The 19101-nt window shown below is 61.8% G+C and carries 20 protein-coding genes; 15 read left to right on the top strand and 5 right to left on the bottom strand.

Annotated features, from left to right (window positions below; all coding sequences use genetic code 11):
• The first annotated feature begins 63 nt into the window (after positions 1-63).
• The 6 genes from LB569_RS25430 (at position 64) to LB569_RS25455 (ending at position 5193) form a co-directional block, all read left to right on the top strand.
• Positions 64-828 (top strand): SDR family oxidoreductase, encoded by a 765-nt coding sequence (locus LB569_RS25430; RefSeq protein ID WP_224694537.1) that lies wholly within the window; start codon positions 64-66, stop codon positions 826-828.
• Positions 825-2891, top strand: a complete 2067-nt coding sequence (uvrC, locus tag LB569_RS25435; protein WP_224694538.1) for an excinuclease ABC subunit UvrC — start codon at positions 825-827, stop codon at positions 2889-2891. Before LB569_RS25430 ends, uvrC begins: the two co-directional genes overlap by 4 nt.
• A 100-nt stretch (positions 2892-2991) precedes the next feature.
• Positions 2992-3588 carry a CDP-diacylglycerol--glycerol-3-phosphate 3-phosphatidyltransferase gene (pgsA, locus tag LB569_RS25440; protein WP_140710699.1) on the top strand — a complete coding sequence of 199 codons (597 nt, stop codon included), beginning with the start codon at positions 2992-2994 and terminating at the stop codon, positions 3586-3588.
• A 1-nt stretch (position 3589) separates the two neighbouring features.
• Positions 3590-3847, top strand: coding sequence for a molybdopterin converting factor subunit 1 (moaD, locus tag LB569_RS25445; protein WP_149906236.1), 258 nt, complete (start codon positions 3590-3592; stop codon positions 3845-3847).
• A gap of 5 nt (positions 3848-3852) precedes the next feature.
• On the top strand, positions 3853-4332 hold the full coding sequence (locus LB569_RS25450) for a molybdenum cofactor biosynthesis protein MoaE (protein WP_224694539.1): 480 nt from the start codon (positions 3853-3855) through the stop codon (positions 4330-4332).
• 96 nt (positions 4333-4428) lie between these two features.
• Positions 4429-5193 (top strand): YbaY family lipoprotein, encoded by a 765-nt coding sequence (locus LB569_RS25455; protein WP_224694540.1) that lies wholly within the window; start codon positions 4429-4431, stop codon positions 5191-5193.
• Between the two features lie 63 nt (positions 5194-5256).
• On the opposite strand, the gene ndk is transcribed toward LB569_RS25455, so the two are convergent.
• Positions 5257-5679, bottom strand: a complete 423-nt coding sequence (ndk, locus tag LB569_RS25460; protein WP_023701900.1) for a nucleoside-diphosphate kinase — start codon at positions 5677-5679, stop codon at positions 5257-5259.
• 304 nt (positions 5680-5983) lie between these two features.
• On the opposite strand from ndk, the gene LB569_RS25465 reads away from it, so the two are divergent.
• Positions 5984-6256 (top strand): DUF2934 domain-containing protein, encoded by a 273-nt coding sequence (locus LB569_RS25465; RefSeq protein WP_224694541.1) that lies wholly within the window; start codon positions 5984-5986, stop codon positions 6254-6256.
• Positions 6257-6338: 82 nt separating this feature from the next.
• Here LB569_RS25465 and LB569_RS25470 read toward each other — a convergent pair whose 3' ends face one another.
• Positions 6339-7031, bottom strand: coding sequence for a glutathione S-transferase family protein (locus tag LB569_RS25470; RefSeq protein WP_224541077.1), 693 nt, complete (start codon positions 7029-7031; stop codon positions 6339-6341).
• A 192-nt stretch (positions 7032-7223) separates the two neighbouring features.
• Here LB569_RS25470 and LB569_RS25475 point away from each other — a divergent pair, with 192 nt between their 5' ends.
• Positions 7224-7736 carry a DinB family protein gene (locus LB569_RS25475; protein ID WP_224694542.1) on the top strand — a complete coding sequence of 171 codons (513 nt, stop codon included), beginning with the start codon at positions 7224-7226 and terminating at the stop codon, positions 7734-7736.
• Positions 7737-7781: 45 nt separating this feature from the next.
• On the opposite strand, the gene LB569_RS25480 is transcribed toward LB569_RS25475, so the two are convergent.
• Positions 7782-8372 (bottom strand): GNAT family N-acetyltransferase, encoded by a 591-nt coding sequence (locus tag LB569_RS25480; RefSeq protein WP_224694543.1) that lies wholly within the window; start codon positions 8370-8372, stop codon positions 7782-7784.
• Positions 8373-8435: 63 nt separating this feature from the next.
• Entirely contained in the window at positions 8436-9395 is a 960-nt protein-coding gene (locus LB569_RS25485; protein ID WP_224694544.1) for a LysR substrate-binding domain-containing protein, read from the bottom strand.
• Between the two features lie 111 nt (positions 9396-9506).
• Between LB569_RS25485 and LB569_RS25490 the strand changes: the two genes are divergently transcribed.
• The 7 genes from LB569_RS25490 (at position 9507) to LB569_RS25520 (ending at position 16543) form a co-directional block, all read left to right on the top strand.
• Complete coding sequence (locus tag LB569_RS25490) at positions 9507-10340, top strand: hypothetical protein (protein WP_181173875.1); 834 nt, start codon at positions 9507-9509, stop codon at positions 10338-10340.
• Between the two features lie 45 nt (positions 10341-10385).
• Positions 10386-11312 carry a DMT family transporter gene (locus tag LB569_RS25495; protein WP_224694561.1) on the top strand — a complete coding sequence of 309 codons (927 nt, stop codon included), beginning with the start codon at positions 10386-10388 and terminating at the stop codon, positions 11310-11312.
• The gene (locus LB569_RS25500) at positions 11305-11508 is read left to right on the top strand and encodes a hypothetical protein (RefSeq protein WP_140710685.1); all 204 of its coding nucleotides are present in this window, start codon (positions 11305-11307) and stop codon (positions 11506-11508) included. The genes LB569_RS25495 and LB569_RS25500 overlap by 8 nt, the downstream gene beginning before the upstream one ends.
• Positions 11509-11669: 161 nt before the next feature.
• Positions 11670-12122, top strand: a complete 453-nt coding sequence (locus LB569_RS25505) for a MucR family transcriptional regulator (RefSeq protein ID WP_084636740.1) — start codon at positions 11670-11672, stop codon at positions 12120-12122.
• 136 nt (positions 12123-12258) lie between these two features.
• Positions 12259-14136, top strand: a complete 1878-nt coding sequence (locus tag LB569_RS25510) for an ABC-F family ATP-binding cassette domain-containing protein (protein ID WP_224541087.1) — start codon at positions 12259-12261, stop codon at positions 14134-14136.
• A gap of 1 nt (position 14137) precedes the next feature.
• Complete coding sequence (locus LB569_RS25515) at positions 14138-14335, top strand: hypothetical protein (protein WP_224694545.1); 198 nt, start codon at positions 14138-14140, stop codon at positions 14333-14335.
• Between the two features lie 87 nt (positions 14336-14422).
• Entirely contained in the window at positions 14423-16543 is a 2121-nt protein-coding gene (locus LB569_RS25520; RefSeq protein WP_224694546.1) for a molybdopterin-dependent oxidoreductase, read from the top strand.
• Positions 16544-17581: 1038 nt separating this feature from the next.
• Here the strand turns inward: LB569_RS25520 and LB569_RS25525 are convergent.
• Positions 17582-18724 (bottom strand): flavin-containing monooxygenase, encoded by a 1143-nt coding sequence (locus tag LB569_RS25525; RefSeq protein ID WP_224694562.1) that lies wholly within the window; start codon positions 18722-18724, stop codon positions 17582-17584.
• Positions 18725-19101: the final 377 nt, after the last annotated feature.

The raw sequence follows: 19101 nt of genomic DNA on the forward strand, positions 1-19101 counted from the left end.
CGCATGCCGGGCCATATTTCGCCGGCGTCGCGTTTTCGGGCCGAAATTGAGGATTGACAACAGATGAGCACAGCCGCTGCCGTGGCGCTGGTGACCGGTGGAGCGAAACGGATCGGCAAGGCGATCGTCGAGGACCTGGCCAGCCATGGTTTCGCGGTCGCCATCCATTCCAATCGCTCGCACGACGAGGCGGATGCATTGGCCGCGGGGATCAACCGGTCGGGCGGACGCGCCGCCGTGGTTGCGGCTGACCTGACCGACATGGATGCTGTTGGCCACCTCGTCGGCCAGGCGCAGGCAGCGCTCGGCCCAATCTCGCTGCTGGTCAACAACGCATCGCTTTTCGTCGATGATTCCTTCGAGGATTTCGACTGGCAGGCCTGGGATCGCCACTTTGCCATTCACGTGAAGACGCCGGCGCTGTTGGCGCAGAATTTCGCCCGCTCCTTGCCGCAAGGGCGTGAGGGGCTGATCGTCAACATCATCGACCAGCGTGTCTGGCGGCCGACGCCGCGCTATTTTTCCTATGCGCTGTCCAAATCGGCGTTGTGGACCCAGACGCAGATGCTGGCTCAGGCGCTCGGGCCGCGCATTCGCGTCAACGCGATCGGGCCGGGTCCGACGCTGAAGAACGCGCGCCAGGACGATGCCGACTTTGATGCGCAGGTCGCCGGCCTGATCCTGAAACGCGGCCCGGAATTGCCGGAATTCGGCGCCACCATCCGCTATCTCTGGGAGGCGCGCTCGATCACCGGCCAGATGATCGCCCTCGATGGCGGCCAGCACCTTGCATGGCAGACACCCGATGTGACAGGCATGACGGAATGAGTCCTTTGGATCACAAGAACAAGGCGCGCGGCGGCGCCGACGATCTTCCTCCCGAAATCGACCTCGAGGATGAGGCGATCGAGGAGATCGTCGAACCCGCCGGCCCGGATGTCGCCTTCACGGCCATCGACTGGACGCCGCATGCCGGCGACGCCGAAGGCATGGTCGGCGCCGAGGTGATCCAGACACTGGTCAAGCGGCTGCCCAATGCGCCCGGCGTCTACCGGATGATGAACGCCGCCGGCGACGTGCTCTATGTCGGCAAGGCGCGCAGCCTGAAGAAGCGTGTCACAAACTACGCGCAAGGCAGATTCCACACCAACCGCATCGGCCGCATGGTGCGCGAGACGTCGACCATGGAGTTCGTCGTCACCCGCACCGAGATCGAGGCGCTGCTGCTCGAAGCCAATCTCATCAAGCGTTTGCGGCCGCGATTCAATGTGCTGATGCGGGACGACAAGTCGTTTCCGTATATTCTTCTGACCGGCGACCATGTCTCGCCCGGCATTTACAAGCACCGCGGGGCGCGCTCGCGCAAGGGCGACTATTTCGGCCCGTTTGCCTCGGCGGGCGCCGTTGGCCGCACCATCAATTCGCTGCAGCGCGCTTTCCTGCTCAGAAGCTGCACCAATTCCTTCTACGAGAACCGCACGCGGCCCTGCCTGCTCTACCAGATCAAGCGTTGCGCCGGTCCGTGCACCGGCGAAATCTCGCATCAGGGTTATGCCGAGCTGGTCGCCGAAGCGAAGGATTTTCTGTCCGGCCGCAGCCAGAAGGTGAAGACCGAGATTTCGGCCGCCATGCAGCAGGCTTCGCAAGATCTCGATTTCGAGCGCGCCGCCATCTATCGCGACCGGCTGGCGGCCTTGTCGCATGTGCAGAGCCATCAGGGCATCAACCCGGCGACCGTCAACGAGGCCGATGTCTTCGCCATCCATCAGGAAGGCGGCCAGGTTTGCATCCAGGTGTTCTTCTTCCGAACCGGCCAGAACTGGGGCAACCGCGCCTATTTCCCGAAGGCCGATCCGGCGCTGGAAGGATCGGAAGTGCTGGGCTCGTTCCTGGCGCAATTCTATGACGACAAGCCGACGCCGCGCGCCATCCTCTTGTCGCAGACCGTCGAGGACCAGGAACTGCTGGCCGAGGCGCTCTCGACCCGTGCCGGCCGCAAGGTGGCGATCTCGGTGCCGCAGCGCGGCGAGAAAAAGGACCTGACGGACAACGCCTTGCAGAATGCGCGTGAGGCGCTTGGCCGTCGGCTGGCCGAAACCTCGACGCAAGCCCGGCTGCTTGCCGGTTTCGCCGAGACCTTAGGCCTGGCCAAGCCGCCGGTGCGCATCGAAGTCTACGACAACTCGCACATCATGGGCACCAACGCGGTCGGCGCCATGGTCGTCGCGGGGCCGGAAGGCTTTGTGAAGAACCAGTACCGGAAATTTAACATCCGCTCGACGGAGATCACGCCGGGCGACGATTTCGGCATGATGCGCGAAGTAATGGAGCGGCGCTTTTCGCGATTGCTCAGGGAACATGGCAATGCTGCCCCCGACGACACGGCCCAAGGGGATCCAGGTGAGGATATCGAGGAAGACATCTCCGGGAGCTTCCCTGCCTGGCCCGATGTCATCCTCATCGATGGTGGCCAGGGCCAGATGACGGCGGTGCGCAAGATCCTTTCCGATCTCGGCATCGAGGACCGCGTCGTCGCCATCGGTATCGCCAAGGGCCAGGACCGCGATGCCGGCCGCGAACGCTTCTTCGTCAAGGGCAGGGACTCGTTCTCGCTCCCCGTGCGCGACCCCGTGCTCTATTTCGTCCAACGCCTGCGCGACGAGGTCCACCGCTTCGCCATCGGTTCGCATCGGGCGCGCCGCAAGAAGGAACTGGTCAAGAGCCCGCTCGACGAGATCGCCGGAATCGGTCCCGGCCGCAAACGGGCGCTGCTTTTGGCGTTCGGAACCGCCAAGGCGGTGAGCCGCGCCGCGGTCGAGGATCTGGTCAAGGTCGACGGTATTTCCGAGCAAGTGGCAAAACTGGTCTACAATCATTTCCATGAGAGCTGACGGTCAGGGTGCTATTTTCGTCTGGCCAATCGAATCTCGGCTGTTGACCCCCTACATCCGCTTCTGATTTGAGTACGCAGGCAGAAAGAGTCCACCAGATATGGCCCAGCGCGCGTTCAACCTGCCCAACATGCTCACCTACGCCCGCATTGTCGCGGTGCCGCTGGTGGTGCTGTGTTTTTTTCTCGAAGGACATCTGAAATCGAGCGATTTCGCGCGTTGGTCGGCGCTGATCATCTTCCTGCTGGCCTCGATCACCGATTATCTCGACGGCTACCTGGCGCGGGCCTGGCAGCAGACGTCCAACATCGGCAAGATGCTCGATCCGATAGCCGATAAACTTCTGGTCGCAACCTGTCTCTTGCTGCTGGCCGCCGATACCGACCGCCATGCCGGCATAGCCGGGTGGTCGCTTTGGGCGGCGATCATCATCCTGTGCCGCGAGATCCTGGTTTCGGGTCTGCGTGAATACCTGGCGGCGCTGAAAGTGTCGGTCCCGGTGACGCAGCTTGCCAAATGGAAGACCGCTATCCAGATGGTGGCCATCGCCTTCCTGCTGGCAGGCCCTGCCGGTGACAAGATCTTCCCGCTGACCACGCAGACCGGCCTCGTGCTCTTGTGGATCGCCGCCCTCGTGACGCTCTATACCGGCTACGACTATTTCCGCGCCGGCCTCAAGCACATCATGGACGAGTGAGATGACGACCCGTCTCATCTATTTCGCCTGGGTGCGCGAACGGATCGGCATGCCCGAGGAAGACGTGGAATTGCCCGCCGGCATCGAGACGGTCGCCGACCTCTTGCGCTGGCTGCAATCGCGCGGCGAAGGCTACCAGCACGCGTTGCAATATCCCGACGTGATCCGCGTTGCCATCAACCAGGAACATGTCGACCATCGCGAGAAGATATCGGGCGCGCGCGAGATCGCGCTGTTTCCGCCGATGACCGGGGGCTGACACCCATGTCGGCCATCCCTGTGCCGACCGTGCGCATCCAGCGCCAGGATTTCGACGTCGCGGCCGAGATCGCCGGGCTGACGCAAGGCCGTGCCGACATCGGCGCGGTGGTCACCTTCTCCGGCCTGTGCCGCGACGAGCAGGGTGCGCTCTCGGCACTCGAGCTCGAGCATTATCCCGGCATGGCCGAAGCCGAGATCGGCCGCATCGCATCCGAAGCCGCCGAGCGCTGGCCGCTGCAGGGTCTCACGGTCATCCACCGCCACGGCAAGATCGCGCCGGGGGACAACATCGTGCTGGTGGTCGCCGCTTCCGCGCACCGCCAGGCGGCGTTCGAGGCGGCGAACTTCCTCATGGACTACCTCAAGTCACGCGCGCCCTTCTGGAAGAAGGAACATCGCACCGACGGCTCCGAGGGCGGCTGGGTCGAAGCCAAGGAAACCGACGCCCAGGCGGCTCGACGCTGGAAATCGCCCTCCGAATAAATCCCTGTCGCAGCCATGCATTGACCGCAATCCTTTGGCCAATTGCGTGAGGTTGATCAGCCTGGGGTTTGGCAGTCCGGGGCAAGGGAGATGGTCATGCTGGACAGGCTCGCGGAGTTCTTCGCCTTCGGTTTCGTGCCTCTGGTCGTCGGTATCCTGGCGGTGCCGGAGCTCTCCGTGGCCGCCGAAAAGACGGTGAGCGGCGAGGTGATCTATCGCGAGCGCATCGCCTTGCCACCCAGCGCCGTGCTTTCCGTCCAGCTTGCCGATGTCTCGCTCGCCGACGCGCCGGCCAAGATCATCGGCGAGCAAACCGTCAAGCCGGCCGGCCAGGTGCCGATCAGCTTCGAGATCAAATTCGACCCTTCGCTCATCCAGCCGAGGATGACCTATGCCTTGCAGGCTCGGATCGTCGTCGATGGCAGACTGATGTTCATCTCCGACATGCGCCATCAGGTCGATCCGCTGACCGACGCGCCCCAGACCGTCATGCTGAAGATGGTGGCACCGAACGCCGAGCCGGCGGCTTCTGTCTTTGATCAGGTCTGGCTGGTCGACTATGTCGACGGCGTTGGCACCATCGCCGCGCCGCAAGCGACCTTCAGGGTCAGCGAGGCCGGCAAGGCCGGCGGCAGCGGCCCCTGCAACACCTATTTCGCCACCGCCAAGGTCGATGGCCAGACGATCGCGATCAGCGACATAGGCTCGACCTACAAGGCTTGCGCGCCGGAGGTCATGGCCGAGGAAAAAGCGCTATTCGAGGCGCTGGCCAAGGCTGCTTCATTCAATGTCGATGCCGGCAGGCTTTTCATCTCGGACAAGGACGGCCGCGAAATCCTGCGCTTCAGCGCCGCGAGCTGATTGCACTCAAGAAAAAGGCCGGCGAAACGCCGGCCTTTTCGCATGGAGCGTTGCGGTGTCGGCTCAGCCGACGATCTCGGTGTCCGAGAACCAGTACTTGATCTCCTGCGCGGCGGTCTCCGGCGCGTCCGAGCCGTGCACCGAGTTCTCGCCGATCGACAGCGCATGCACCTTGCGGATGGTGCCTTCGGCCGCGTTGGCCGGGTTGGTGGCGCCCATGACTTCGCGGTTCCTGGCGATGGCGTTCTCGCCTTCCAGCACCTGGACGATTGTCGGCGCCGACGACATAAACTCAACCAGCTCGCCGAAGAACGGACGGTCCTTGTGGACGGCGTAGAAGCCTTCCGCCTCGCGGCGGCTCATCCACACCCGGCGCGAGGCGATGACGCGCAGGCCGGCTTCTTCCAGCATCCTGGTGATGGCGCCGGTGAGGTTGCGCCGCGTAGCGTCCGGCTTGATCATGGAGAAGGTGCGTTCGAGCGCCATGGGTGGTCCTTGTCTGGATTTGAATTGAGAGTGGCGGGCTCTATACAAGCCGCCCGGCTGATTGCCAAGGGGTGAGGAGCGGTCCTGTCGTAAGCAGACGAGTTGTCCGGATTGGGTAGCAGATGAGTTGTCCGGTTTATCAGCAGCCCGAATGGGGCTGGGGAGCGATAGCGAGCGTCGAACGGCCGGCGCTTCCGTGGCTGGTCGCTGAAGGCAGGCAGGATCAGACGGCTGTAAAGCAACGGATTGCTTGCTATAGTTGCCCGGTCGGCGCCGCGCTGAAGTCGGCCCGCATGGAGACAACATGACCATGACAGACGATCGTCAGGAGCGCATTCGCAACCGCGCACATCAGATCTGGCAGGAAGAAGGGCAACCGGCCGGACACCACGAACGCCATTGGCACCAGGCGGCGGCCGACGTCGATCGGGAGGACGCCGGTAGCCCGTCGACAGGCAAGAAACCAGCCAAGAAGGCGACTGCCGTTGGCAAGGCAAAAGCCGCCCCCAAGGAAGAAAAGGCCGCCGCGAAAGCCAGCAAGCCGAAAGCCAGCAAGCCAAAGAAGTCGGCCAAGTAGCGACAGCTACCCGCCGCTGATTTTCGCAACAGGTCGAGGGGCGCTCAGGCTGCCTGACGGGCAGGGCCTGCGTTTGCGGCCGTCACGCCGCGGCGGAAACCTTTCGTGCCAGTCCGCCATGCAGGTCGAGGCAGCGGGCGAACCATTGCGCCGCCACGTCGCTGTCGTCGAGCAATTTGTAAGGCATGGCGATGCGTGCCCATTGCAGTGCGCCGAAAACGATATAGTCGGCAAACAGCGGCGAGGCGCCGCCGATAAACGGCTGATAGCTCAGCATGGAGCGGAGCGGCTCCAGCGCCGCCCGGAAGGTAGCCAGGCCGGCATCGCGTGCGGCGACGACGTCCTCCAGCCGCTTGCCGAGGCGCTGCTCCCGGCTCTTGCGGAAATACGAGGCGTTCTCTTCGTCTTGCATGGCGTGGAGGTCAACCACCGCCGCGGCGGTGACATAAGGGTGGATAGTCAATTGCGACCAGCGCTCGATGAAGCGCGCCATCGCCTTGCCGCCTTCGCCGCCAAACAGCGTCGGGCGATCCGGATAGGCCTCTTCGAGATAAAGCGCGATGGCGAAGGAATCGGCGACGACCTTGTCGCCGTCGCGGATCACCGGAACGGTTTTCGAGACGCCGCCCTCAACGGCCGGCACGTCGAGAAAACGCGTCGGCGCGGTCGAGATATCGAGCCCCTTGTGGGCCAGCGCCATTGTTGCCTTCCAGCAATGCGGACTGAACGGACGCGCCTCGTCACGGCCAACGAGATCATAGAGCAGAATGGTCATTGGCACGGGTTCCTTTGCGGTCTGGAGCAATTCCAGGAAAAGTGCGAGCGGTTTTCCCGGGAAAAGCGCGCAGCGCTTTCCCTTGGGAATTGCGTCAAAACAAACAGTTAGAGCAATTCACCGTTTCCGTGAAACGGTGAATTGCTCTAGGTATCGCTCCCGGCACCCGAAACAGGCGCGGCGGGAGAAAAGATGAAACAGCACTTCATGATGTTTGCGGCCTACAATCAATGGGCCAATGGCCGCATCTACGATGCCGCCGACGATCTCAACGACGAGGAATTCAATCGCGACGTCGGTGCCTTCTTCGGCTCGCTGATGGGCACGCTCAACCACCTGCTCGCCGCCGATCGCATCTGGATGAAGCGCTTCACCGGCGAAGGCGCCGCGCCGACGACATTGGACGCCATATTGCACCGGGCCTTGCCTGTCCTGAGGACTGCGCGCGAGGCCGAGGACCGGCGGATTATCGACTGGCTCGGCGGCTTGAATGACAAGGCGCTGTCGGGTCGTTTCACCTACATGACCGTATCGGACATGCGCACCGTTTCGCAGCGCCTGGCGCCCGCGCTGGCCCATGTCTTCAACCACCAGACCCATCACCGCGGCCAGGCGCATATGATCCTGACGGTTCTCGGCCGCCCGTCCGTGCCGCTCGACCTGGCGCATTTCCAGCGCACCGAGGAAGGCCGGGCCTTCGCCTGATCCGGATGGTTCGTTCTAAATTCCAAGGCGAACGGTTTTGCGGGACTATCGCCGCATTTTTTGCCGCAGCGTCGCCTTCACGTCCGGCCACTCGGAATCGATGATGCTGAACCGGACGGAATTGCGTTTCCGGCCGTCCGGCATGATCCGTTCATTGCGAACGATTCCTTCCTGTTTTGCGCCTATTCTTAAAATCGCCGCTCTCGACGCATTGTTGAGTTCGTCGGTGGTGAATTGCACGCGAACACAGTCCATGACCTCAAATGCATGCACCAGAAGAAGGTATTTGGCCTCGGTATTGACCCCCGATCGCTGGACCGAACTGCCGAGCCATGTGTGCCCAATCTCCAACTTTCTGTTCGCACTGTCGATTTTCCAGAAACGCGTGCTCCCGCAGATCAGGCCCGTGGCGCGCAGGGCGATTGCGTATGGCATGACAGTGCCGGCCTGTCGTCCAGCCAGCGCATTGGCAATATAGTCATCGATCGTGCCTGGCCCAGGAACCACGGTGGCCTTCAGGTTCCATAGTTCGCCATCCGCGGCTGCACTCAAAAGTGCCGCGGAATGCTCCGGCTGAAGGGGCCTGAGTTCCACAATATGACCGACCAAGGCGGCTTGCCTGGATTGGACTTCCATCAATCGACGGCCCCATCTTTCGGTCGGCAAGTCAGCGGCGACCAATGAAAACCAATCCGAATTTCAGCCAGCCGCCGAAGCCAGGCCGGTGACTTCGTCGTCCAATTGGCTCTGTGTCAGAGCCGCTTCCGCCATCACCCATTGCTTGAACCGCAGCACCTTGCGCGCCGCAAGGCTCTTGTGGGGCGAGACGAAATACCAGCCGGCCGTGTTCGGATGGTGGACGGCGAACGGAGCGACCAGCCTTTCGGCGCGGATATCGCTGGCCATGTAGGCGCGGTTGGCCACGGCAAAACCCATGCCGGCATTGGCGGCCTCGTAGGACATCATGCACGAGTCGAAATAGATGCTCTTGGTTTCGCTGAGCACGAAGCTGGCGCCGGCGAAACCAAGCCAGGATTGCCAGTTCTGGGTGCAGGTGTCGGAATGCAGCAGCGTGAAGTGCTTGAGGTCGTCCGGCGTCACTTTTGACACCGGCTTGCCGCCCAGAACCTCATGGAACAATCTGCGGCTGCACACCGGCGTCAGGTCTTCGCGAAACAACAGGTCGCAGGGCAGCCCGTTGAAATGGCCGTCGCCATAGCGGATTTCGAGATCGAACTCGGAAGTGGTGAACTCATGCGTCGCGTACGAGGTCGAAACCCGCATTACGATATCGGGATGTTGCCGCTGGAACAGCGGCAGGCGCGGAAACAGCCAGCGCGCGGCAAAGGTCGGCAGCACGGATATCTTCAGCACATGTTCCTGCGATTGCCCCGTCGCTTCCATGCTGGCGGCGACGATCCGCTCCAGCGCCTCGCGAACGCGCGAGACATAGGTCTCGCCCTCCGGCGTCAGCGACACCGCATTGCCTCCGCGCTGGAAGATCTTGAAACGCAGCTGATCCTCCAGGCTCTTGACGCGCTGGCTGACCGCCGAGGCGGTGATGAACTGCTCCTCGCCGGCACGCGTGAAATTCCCGTGCCTCGCGGCACTCTCCACGATCTTCAGCGAATTGAGGTTGACCTGACTGAGCAGACGCACGGGTTTCGACCTTAAGCTGGGCTTACGGTAGCACTAGCATTCCTAATTTTACAGGGGGGACTAATTTAATCGACTGTTAACCAAGTGTTTGCCCCCACTTGGAGAAGTACTATGAACGCACATACCATACCCGAACTGCGCTATGCGATGAGCCGCGAGGCCATTATCGGCCACGAAACCGCCTGGAAAGTGTCGAGTTTCGGCGTTGCGCAGTATCTGCATGGCTATGACCCGGCACTGCTTGCCGCGATCGAGGAGGCCGCCCTGAAGCTCAAGGCCAGCCATGCCGTGCACAAGCACCTCGATCTGACCTTCATCACCGGCGCCGACCGTTTCATCCCCGAAATCAAGGAGTTGCTGCACGACAAGTTGCGTCTGGAGCGGCTGTCCGACATGATGGGCACGAAGCTGGAGCCCTATCCGCTGTCGATCGTCGGTTCGACCGTTACCTTCATGAATCCCCGGGACGGCGCCGTCGAATGGCATTGCGACGGCGTTCCGGTCACCGAGCTCATTCCGCTGTCGATCAGCGATCCGCTGGTCGGCGGCCATCTCGAAATCTATTGCGACGATTCCGAGACCGGCCGCGCCATTCTGGAATCCGGCCGCGAGATTCCGCGCAACCGCATCATGCGCATCGATCACAAGATGAAATACGCGACGCTCGGCCAGTTCCTGGGCGTGCTGCACCGCACGGCGCCGATCCAGTTCGGCGAGCGCGTCACGCTGGTGCTCAACCAGCGCTCGGTGGCCAAGCCCTATGTCGACGACAACAGGATGTTCTATCTTGCCGCCGACAACGACCACGACCGCGAATGGGTCAACGAACTGGCGGAAGATGTCTGGACCAATCAGCTGCCGGCCTATCGACGGTTCGAGGCGGAACATCCCTCACCGGCCCCTGCCGAAGCCCCGGTTCCGGGCGGAGCCAGGGAAACCTGGTAACGACCCATGATCCCGAAAAGTGGCAACAGGCTTTCGGACAGGATCATGGTCAAATGTGGAGACAGGGATCCATGCCGGTTCTTGCTGCATGGATCGGGACCGATATCCGCGCTGGTCTATGCCGCCGGCGCGGTGGCTTTGTGGTCGACCAACGCCCTGGTCGGCAAATCCCTGCTGGCGAACCATCCGGTGTCGCAGGTGCAGTTTCTGCAATTTGCGGGCGCCGCAATGGTCTTCGCCCTGATCCGGTTCATGAGCGGCGAGGTGGCCCCTCCGGCCGCGGCCAGCGCCAGGCTCGCACCGCTGGCGGTCGGTTTCATCGGTCTGGTCGGCACCATGGTGCTGCAATATATCGCGTTTGCCTCGATGCCGGTGATCGAAGCCAATCTCGTGGCCTACACCTGGCCCTTGATGGTTGCGGCCGCGGTGATCGCCTTCGAAAATCCGCGGCGTCCGGCGCTGCTGGGCCTTGCCGCGACCCTCGGGTTCGTCGGCGTCGCGCTGGTGATTTCGGGAGGGCGTGACCACACCTGGTTACAGGGCGATCTCGTAGGTTATTTGGCCGCATTCGGCTCCGCGCTGTGCATGGCTTACTATTCGGTGATGGTGGGACGGCTCGCCACGTCGCCGGATCGCCTGTTGCTGCCCTCGTCGCTGGTTGGCGTCGCCTTGACGCTTGTATGGTCGGCTCGCGAAGGCGTTGCCTGGCCCACCGGGGTGGATCTGGCCCTCGGGCTTTATCTCGGCGCCGGCCCGATGGGGCTGGGTTATTACTTCTGGTCACGCGCCTTGAAGCTCGGAGGCAGCGGCAAGGTGGCTGTGGTCGCCTATCTCACGCCGATCGCTTCGACGCTGCTGCTGACGTTGTCGGGCGAACGGCTGACGATGGTCGCCGTTGCCGGAGCCGTCCTTGTCATCGGCAGTTGCGTCGCGGTCGGCCTGGAACGTGCGGAGACGGAAAACCATGTTTGACGATGATGAACGGCTGGCCATGCAGGAAGCGCATTGGCTCATCGAGGAGTTTGGCGCCGAGGCGCCACTTTACGCCGCGATGAAGGCCGAAAAGGCGATTGAACAGAAGGATTTCGGGCGTTGTGCCCACTGGAAGCGTATTCTTGAGATATTGGCCGACAGCCGCCCAACCAAGTCTGCCGCCTCCAAGTATTAGATTTTCTAATTTGCGCGACGTCGATTTCCCATAAAAGTAGTTGATGCCAAGTCTTGATTCGTTTTGGGACTTGGCGGTCCGTTGGGGGACGCGGTTAAAGAGATACATCGACAAAAGTCTTCACAGGGGTAGACGACTTTGTCGCAAATAAGGTGAAAGAATTGTCAAATATCGAGGATAAGACCGTTATCGAGCTGACCGCCGATATTGTCTCGGCCTATGTGGGCAACAATCCGCTTCCGGCTTCCGGCCTGCCTGACCTGATTGCCAGCGTCAGTGCTTCGGTTCGCAAGCTGGCTGGGGCGGCTGTCGTTGAAAGCCCGAGTCTGGTTCCGGCCGTCAATCCGAAAAAGTCGGTATTTCCCGACTACATCATCTGCCTGGAGGACGGAAAGAAGTTCAAGTCGCTCAAGCGGCACCTCAGGACAGACTACGGTTTGAGCCCTGATGACTATCGGGCCAAATGGGGCTTGCCGCCGGACTATCCGATGGTCGCGCCGAATTACTCGGCGACCCGGTCGGCGCTGGCGAAATCGACGGGGCTTGGCCGCAAGCCGGCCGCCGCGCCGGCAGTCGTGGCCAAGGCGACAAAGCGGGGCAAGGCCACTGCCTGAGGCCTTGTTGACCGATATGGCAAGCCACTGATCGGCTGCTCTGGCGGCGCATTGTGTGCGCCGTTCCCAGGCCTTGTGCGGCCAACTGGCCCGCAAGGTCTTGCGAAGCGTTGACGTCCAGTGCAAAAGCGCGGCCATGCTTATCATCAATGACCTTTCACTCCGCATGGCGGGGCGCTTGCTCCTCGACCACGCCTCGCTCACCTTGCCGGCCGGCACCAAGGCGGGTCTTGTCGGCCGCAACGGCACCGGCAAGACGACGCTGTTCAAGGCCATAACAGGCGATTTCCCCTCCGAGACAGGCTCGATCAGCCTGCCGAAGAACACGCGCATCGGCCAGGTGGCGCAGGAAGCGCCGGGAACCGAGGACCCGCTGATCGAGATCGTGCTCAAGGCCGATCTCGAACGCACGGCGCTGCTCGAAGAGGAAAAGACGGCAACCGATCCGCACCGCATCGCCGACATCCACATGCGGCTGGCCGACATCGACGCGCATTCGGCCGAATCCCGCGCCGCCACCATCCTGGCCGGCCTCGGCTTCGACGACGCCGCGCAGCGCCGTCCGGCCTCGTCCTTCTCCGGCGGCTGGCGCATGCGCGTGGCGTTGGCCGCGGTGCTGTTTTCCGAGCCGGACCTTCTGCTGCTCGACGAGCCGACCAACTATCTCGACCTCGAAGGCACGCTTTGGCTTGAGAACTACGTTTCGAAGTATCCGCACACGGTTCTGCTGATCTCGCACGACCGCGACCTGCTCAACCGCGCCGTCAACTCGATCGTCCATCTCGACCAGAAGAAGCTGACCTTCTGGCGCGGCGGCTACGACCAGTTCGAGCGCCAATACACCGAGCAGAAGGAACTGCAGGAAAAGGGTAGGGTCAAGCAGGAAGCCGCCCGCAAGCACATGGAATCCTTCGTCGAACGCTTCCGCGCCAAGGCCTCCAAGGCAAGACAGGCGCAGTCGCGCATCAAGGCGCTGGAAAAGATGAAGCCGATCGCCGCGATCGTGAATGACTCGGTGCGTCCGTTCTCGTTCCCGGAACCGGTGAAGACGGTGGCTTCGCCGATCATCGCGCTGAACAACGTCAATGTCGGCTATACCGAGGGCCAGCCGATCCTTAAGAAGATGACGCTGCGCATCGACGCCGACGACCGCATCGCGCTGCTCGGCGCCAACGGCAACGGCAAGTCGACCTTCGCCAAACTGCTGTCGGGTCGTCTGAAGCAGGAAACCGGCACCATGACGGTGGCGCCCGGGCTGAAGGTGGCGATCTTCGCCCAGCACCAACTCGACGACCTGCGTCCCGAGGAAAATGCCTATGAGCATGTCCGCCGGCTTATGCCCGAGGCGCCGGAAGCCAAGGTGCGCGGCCGCGTCGCCCAGTTTGGTCTCACGACCGAGAAGATGAACACGCCCGCCAAGGACCTGTCCGGTGGCGAGAAGGCGCGGCTTCTGATGGGGCTGTCGGCCTTCGAGGGGCCAAACCTGTTCATCCTCGACGAGCCGACCAACCATCTCGATATCGACAGCCGTGAATCCCTGATCCATGCGCTGAACGAGTTTCCCGGCGCCGTCATCCTGATCTCGCACGACCGCCATCTCCTGGAGGCAACGGCCGACCGGCTGTGGCTGGTCAAGGACGGCGCGGTCAATCCTTATGATGGCGACCTCGAGGATTATAAGACACTGGTCACCGGCGTCTCCGGCGACCGCCGCGAGCGGCGCGAGGCGGAAAAAGCCTCAAAGGCCGACCGCCGCCGCGAGGCCGCTCAGCGCCGCGCCGCCTTCGAGCCGCTGGCCAAGGAAATCCGCGCCACCGAGGCGCTGATGGACCGTATCCGCAAGCGCATCGACGGCATCGAGGACGAACTGTCCAATCCGGCGGTCTATGAGAAGGATCCGTCGACGGCGACCAGGCTCGCCAAGGAACGCTCGCAGCTTGCCCAGACGCTGGCCGGCCATGAGGAAAAATGGCTGACCATGTCGGCGGAATATGAGGAAGGGACGGCGGAGTAGCATGACGTCGACAGATGCCTGGATCGAAGCTGGGAAGGTTTTGGCGCTCGATCCGAAGGCAAATGTCGAATGTCCTGATTGTGGCGAGGCCGACCTGAGCGTGGTCGACACCGAGGCGGGCGAGGAGCATATCGAACGACACATGCGCTGCCCGAAATGCGGCGCTTACAATGCGCTTCTCAAGAGACGTGACCCGTAATCGGCGGCTGGCGGAATGCACATTGCCAGAGGGCGAGCCGCTTATCTGGCCCTACACGCCACCGTCAAAACCCGCTAGACAAATGCCATGAACCAGCACGCCAAGCTCAGCATCGGACATTCCGCCTGTCCGCATGATTGCCCGTCGACCTGCGCGCTCGAGGTCGAATTGCTCGACGGCAACCGCATCGGCCGCGTTCATGGCGCCAAGGCCAACAGCTATACGTCCGGCGTCGTCTGCGCCAAGGTCGCGCGCTATGCCGACCGTGTCCATCATCCCGACCGTCTGCTGAAGCCGCTGGTGCGCAAAGGGGCCAAGGGCGACGGCGTCTGGCAGGAAGCAAGCTGGGAGGCCGCGCTCGATTTCGTCGCCGAAAAGTTCATCGCGGCCGAGGAGAAATACGGCTCGGAGACGGTCTGGCCCTATTACTATGCCGGCACGATGGGGCTGGTGCAGCGCGACGGCATCGACCGGCTGCGGCATGCGAAGAAATACTCGGGCTTCTTCGGCTCGATCTGCACCAATCTCGCCTGGACCGGTTGGATGATGGGGGCGGGCGCCTTGCGCGGTCCCGATCCGCGTGAAATGGCCAAATCCGACTGCGTGGTGATCTGGGGCACCAATGCCGTAGTCACGCAGGTCAATGTGATGACCCATGCCATCAAGGCGCGCAAGGAGCGCGGAGCCAGGATCGTCGTCATCGACGTCTATGAAAACGCCACCATGAAGCAGGCCGATGTGGGCCTGGTGCTGAAGCCGGGCACCGATGGCGCGCTGGCTTGTGCTGTCATGCATGTCCTGTTCAGGGAAGGCCTGGCCGACCGCGCCTATCTCGAAAAATACACCGATGATCCGAGGGGGCTCGAAGCGCATCTCGTCACCCGCACGCCGGAATGGGCGGCCGGGATTACCGGCTTGACGGTCGCCGAGATCGAAGCCTTCGCCCGCCTCGTCGGTACGACGAAAAGGACCTATTTCCGCCTTGGCTACGGCTTTGCCCGCCAGCGCAACGGCGCCGTCAACATGCATGCCGCCTCCTGCATCGCCGCGGTCACCGGCGCCTGGCAATATGAGGGCGGCGGCGCCTTCCATTCCAATTCCGGCATCTTCAAGCTCAACCAGGATGTGCTGGAAGGCTCCAGGATGCGCGATCCCTCGATCCGCTATCTCGACCATTCGCGCATCGGCCCGGTGCTGACCGGCGCCAGCGATGCGCTCTATGGCGGACCGGCGGTGACGGCCATGCTGATCCAGAACACCAATCCGGTGAATGTCGCGCCCGAGCAGCGTCTGGTGAAGCAGGGTTTCCTGCGCGACGATTTGTTCACCTGCGTGCACGAGCAGTTCATGACCGACACGGCCAAGCTCGCCGATGTCGTGCTGCCGGCGACGATGTTCCTCGAACATGACGACGTCTACAAGGGCGGCGGCAACCAGCACATCACGCTCGGCCCCAAGCTGATCGAGCCGCCGCAAGGACCGCGCACAAACCATTTCGTCATCGAAGAACTCGGCAAGCGCCTGGGCGTCTCCGACCGGCCCGGCTTCGGCCTCACCGAGCAGCAGCATATCGACATCATTCTGGGGAAGCGCGGGCTGGGCAGCTTCAATTCCTTGAAGGAAGACAAGTGGGTCGACCTGCAGCCGGATTTCGAAACCGCGCATTTCATCAAGGGCTTTGGCCATGCGGACGGCAAATTCCGCTTCCGCGCCGACTGGACCGGGCAGGCGGCTCCCAACCGGCCACCGAAGAGCATGGGCCTGTTCGGTCCGGTGGCACGACTGCCGGAATTTCCCGACCATGTCGACCTGATCGAGGTGGCCGACGAAGCGCATCCGTTCCGGCTGACGACCTCGCCGGCGCGCAACTTCCTCAACTCGACCTTTGCTGAGACACCCGTGTCGAAGGAAAAGGAAGGCAGGCCGGTACTGCTCCTGCATCCAGACGATGCGGCGGACCTTGGGCTTGCCGATGGCGACCGTGTCGAGGTCGGCAATCAGCGGGGCGACCTCGTGCTGCACGCGAAATTCTTCGACGGCATCAAGCGCGGCGTGGTGATCGCCGAAGGCATCTGGCCCAACAGCGCCCATGAGCGCGGCGAGGGCATCAACGTGCTGACCGGCGCCGATGCCCCCGCGCCCTATGGCGGCGCCGCCTTCCACGACAACAAGGTCTGGCTGCGCAAGGCGGGCGAACTGGCGGCCTAGCCGGTCAGGGATCTCCGATCGTGCATCTGGCGAGGCAGCAACAACAGCAAATATCGGCGGTGCGCCGTGCATAGCTGAAAAGATAATATTGTTGAGACTTCAGCGAGGGCTATGTGTCGCGAAATTCAGGAGTGGTTCGAAATAATTTCGCTTTGAGATGGATAGACCTTCAGTTCATTTGCAAGAAACATTAAAATATTTTGTATATGGTTATAGAACGAAATGGAAATTGCCATGTGAAAAGTCGCAAAAAAGGCAAAATATAGAAATATCTCTTGGGAGTTTATACCTGTTATCAGAAAATATATCCAACATAGAAAGGATAAAATAAAAGCAGGATATGATAGCCACGTTCCACTATTCACAAATGAGCCGTGTATAAATTTACCCGTCCTATTTTCGATAAATTTTCCCTTGAAGGTCGTTATGTTTCTGTATAATCCCGCTTCAATCCAGAATTTCTTGTTAATGTTGTCTAAGCGCAATCTAATTTTTAGGATGCTGTGATTTTTCTTCGCATAGAGAATTTTATAAAATAGATCTTTTTCTGATAAATCATATTTAAAATCCTCGCCCATTCTTGGGAGGACCAAAATTCTTAGGAAATTGCTATATTTGAGAGGCTCCATGAAGCTCCGCGTGGTCTCATTTATGAAATACGAAGTCTCGCACAAATTTCCAGTTTAAGGCTACGATTTTGCATCTGGGCTTTGCAACACCCTTTAAGGGCGCTTTGCGCAAGCTCACCACCGCCACCCAATATTCTGGCTCTGCCGGCCGTGGCTGGCGGTTTCCCATTCGACCGTAAATGGGCTCCAGTTGGGGCCGCCACCCACCCCAACCTGGATCCAACATGGCGGCGCTTGTCGCCGCCAGGCTAGAGCAATCCCAGGAAAGTTTATAACGGTTTTCCGTCCGGAATTGCATAAAAACACAGGGTTAGAGCGGTTCAGCGATTCCACCAAACGCTGAACCGCTCTAGCGAAGGAATCGCCGGCATGTTGCTGAAGACTGTGCTGGGATAAGGCAGGCCGCAAATCACACCGGCAAGGGTTCAGCCGCCTTTTTCCTGTTTTGCCGCTGGCGGATGTCGTCGGCCACCGCCTGGGCCTCGATGCCGATTTCGCGCAGCAGCCCGGTGACCGCATTGTGGAAGCCGACCAGATAGAGGCCGAGATCCGAAGCGCGCGCATTGACGCCGCTCGGGCCGGGCTCGACGCCGGGTTCGAGGAATTTGGCATAACCTGGCCGGTAGCCGGTGGCGAAGAGGATGGCTTCGAATTCGCCTTGGCTGCCGTCGGTAAAACGGGCGCCACGTTCCGAAACCCCGGCGATATCGGGCGCCACCTTGATCGCGCCTTCGCGGATCTTGGCGATGGTTCCGACATCGATCACCGGGATGCGCGACGCCAACGAGATCTGTTGCAGCAGCCCCTGCTTCGGCCGCCTGAGCCCAAATTTCTCCAGCCTGCCCAGCACCAGATCAAGGATGACCGGGAACAGCGCGTCATTGAGGCGCCGCGGCCCGAACCGCGTCGCCATGCCAACCATCTGGATCGGCACGCCGAACAATTCGCGCGGCACGATATGGACGCCGCCTCGCACCGAGATCGTCGGCCGGGCGCCGGCTTCCGCCAGATCGAGCGCGATCTCGGCGCCGGTATTGCCCATCCCGACGACCAGCACCGACTGGCCGGCAAATGGCACGGCGTTGCGATAGTCGGCGCTGTGCAGCGTCTTGCCCTTGAAGGCGTCGATGCTGGCGAATTTGGGCAGCAACGGTTCGGCATTGTAGCCGGAGGCGATCACCACGTGCGAAGCGTGCAAGGCGCCGGACGTCGCTTCCACCCGCCAGCCGCGGCCCTGCCGGGTGATCGCCCGCACCGTCTCTCCGAAGCGGGGCTCAAGGCCGAAACGCTTCGCATAGGCGTCGAGATATTCGACTACGAGATGGCGCGGCACATAGCGCGGATAATCCTTGGGGAAGGGCACGAAGGGCAGTGAGGAATAACGCTTGGTCGTGTGCAGGTGCACGCGCTCATAGTGGCGTCGCCAGGCCGGCGCGGCCTGCTGCTCCTTTTCGAGCATGACAAAATCCACCCCGGCTTGCCGCAGGCACGCGGCAACCGCCAGGCCCGCCGGCCCGGCACCGATGATCGCGACCGTGGTGCTGTCCTGCAACAACCGCGCCTCCGCCTCCATTCGCCGGCGCACAATGTCAGAAACCCGGCGGCGGCGCCACCGGCATCCAGGCAGCGGCTTGCAACTTGAAGGCCCCCCCTTTTCGCGGCATTTACCGGGGGAAAACGCCCGGAAAAGGCTGAAATCCCTGATCTCCCATGACGCTGCGGCAAGACTCAGCTAGCCTCCGTCATGCGGCGGACCTGATATCCGCCTGGCCGGCGCTATCAGATTACCTCCCAAGCGGCGCCGGCCTTCTTCCCCAGCGCTGAATTAGCTTTCATTAAATTTGGACTATCCGCGCTTGCCGTAAGTTAGACTCTTGCAGGCATGATTGCGGCCGGCTTGGGGTGGTGCGGGACCATGGATGCGCGGAC

The organism is Mesorhizobium sp. BH1-1-4, from assembly GCF_020165665.1.
Classification (GTDB): domain Bacteria; phylum Pseudomonadota; class Alphaproteobacteria; order Rhizobiales; family Rhizobiaceae; genus Mesorhizobium.

Bases quoted from the DNA above. Each gene is read 5' to 3' on its own strand.
- LB569_RS25455 (WP_224694540.1), top strand. From the start codon at position 4,429: ATGCTGGACAGGCTCGCGGAGTTCTTCGCCTTCGGTTTCGTGCCTCTG.
- LB569_RS25465 (WP_224694541.1), top strand. From the start codon at position 5,984: ATGACCATGACAGACGATCGTCAGGAGCGCATTCGCAACCGCGCACAT.
- LB569_RS25430 (WP_224694537.1), top strand. From the start codon at position 64: ATGAGCACAGCCGCTGCCGTGGCGCTGGTGACCGGTGGAGCGAAACGG.
- LB569_RS25480 (WP_224694543.1), bottom strand. From the start codon at position 8,372: ATGGAAGTCCAATCCAGGCAAGCCGCCTTGGTCGGTCATATTGTGGAA.
- LB569_RS25520 (WP_224694546.1), top strand. From the start codon at position 14,423: ATGAACCAGCACGCCAAGCTCAGCATCGGACATTCCGCCTGTCCGCAT.
- moaD (WP_149906236.1), top strand. From the start codon at position 3,590: ATGACGACCCGTCTCATCTATTTCGCCTGGGTGCGCGAACGGATCGGC.
- LB569_RS25495 (WP_224694561.1), top strand. From the start codon at position 10,386: ATGGTCAAATGTGGAGACAGGGATCCATGCCGGTTCTTGCTGCATGGA.
- ndk (WP_023701900.1), bottom strand. From the start codon at position 5,679: ATGGCGCTCGAACGCACCTTCTCCATGATCAAGCCGGACGCTACGCGG.
- LB569_RS25490 (WP_181173875.1), top strand. From the start codon at position 9,507: ATGAACGCACATACCATACCCGAACTGCGCTATGCGATGAGCCGCGAG.
- LB569_RS25450 (WP_224694539.1), top strand. From the start codon at position 3,853: ATGTCGGCCATCCCTGTGCCGACCGTGCGCATCCAGCGCCAGGATTTC.
- LB569_RS25510 (WP_224541087.1), top strand. From the start codon at position 12,259: ATGCTTATCATCAATGACCTTTCACTCCGCATGGCGGGGCGCTTGCTC.
- pgsA (WP_140710699.1), top strand. From the start codon at position 2,992: ATGGCCCAGCGCGCGTTCAACCTGCCCAACATGCTCACCTACGCCCGC.
- uvrC (WP_224694538.1), top strand. From the start codon at position 825: ATGAGTCCTTTGGATCACAAGAACAAGGCGCGCGGCGGCGCCGACGAT.
- LB569_RS25500 (WP_140710685.1), top strand. From the start codon at position 11,305: ATGTTTGACGATGATGAACGGCTGGCCATGCAGGAAGCGCATTGGCTC.
- LB569_RS25475 (WP_224694542.1), top strand. From the start codon at position 7,224: ATGAAACAGCACTTCATGATGTTTGCGGCCTACAATCAATGGGCCAAT.
- LB569_RS25470 (WP_224541077.1), bottom strand. From the start codon at position 7,031: ATGACCATTCTGCTCTATGATCTCGTTGGCCGTGACGAGGCGCGTCCG.
- LB569_RS25515 (WP_224694545.1), top strand. From the start codon at position 14,138: ATGACGTCGACAGATGCCTGGATCGAAGCTGGGAAGGTTTTGGCGCTC.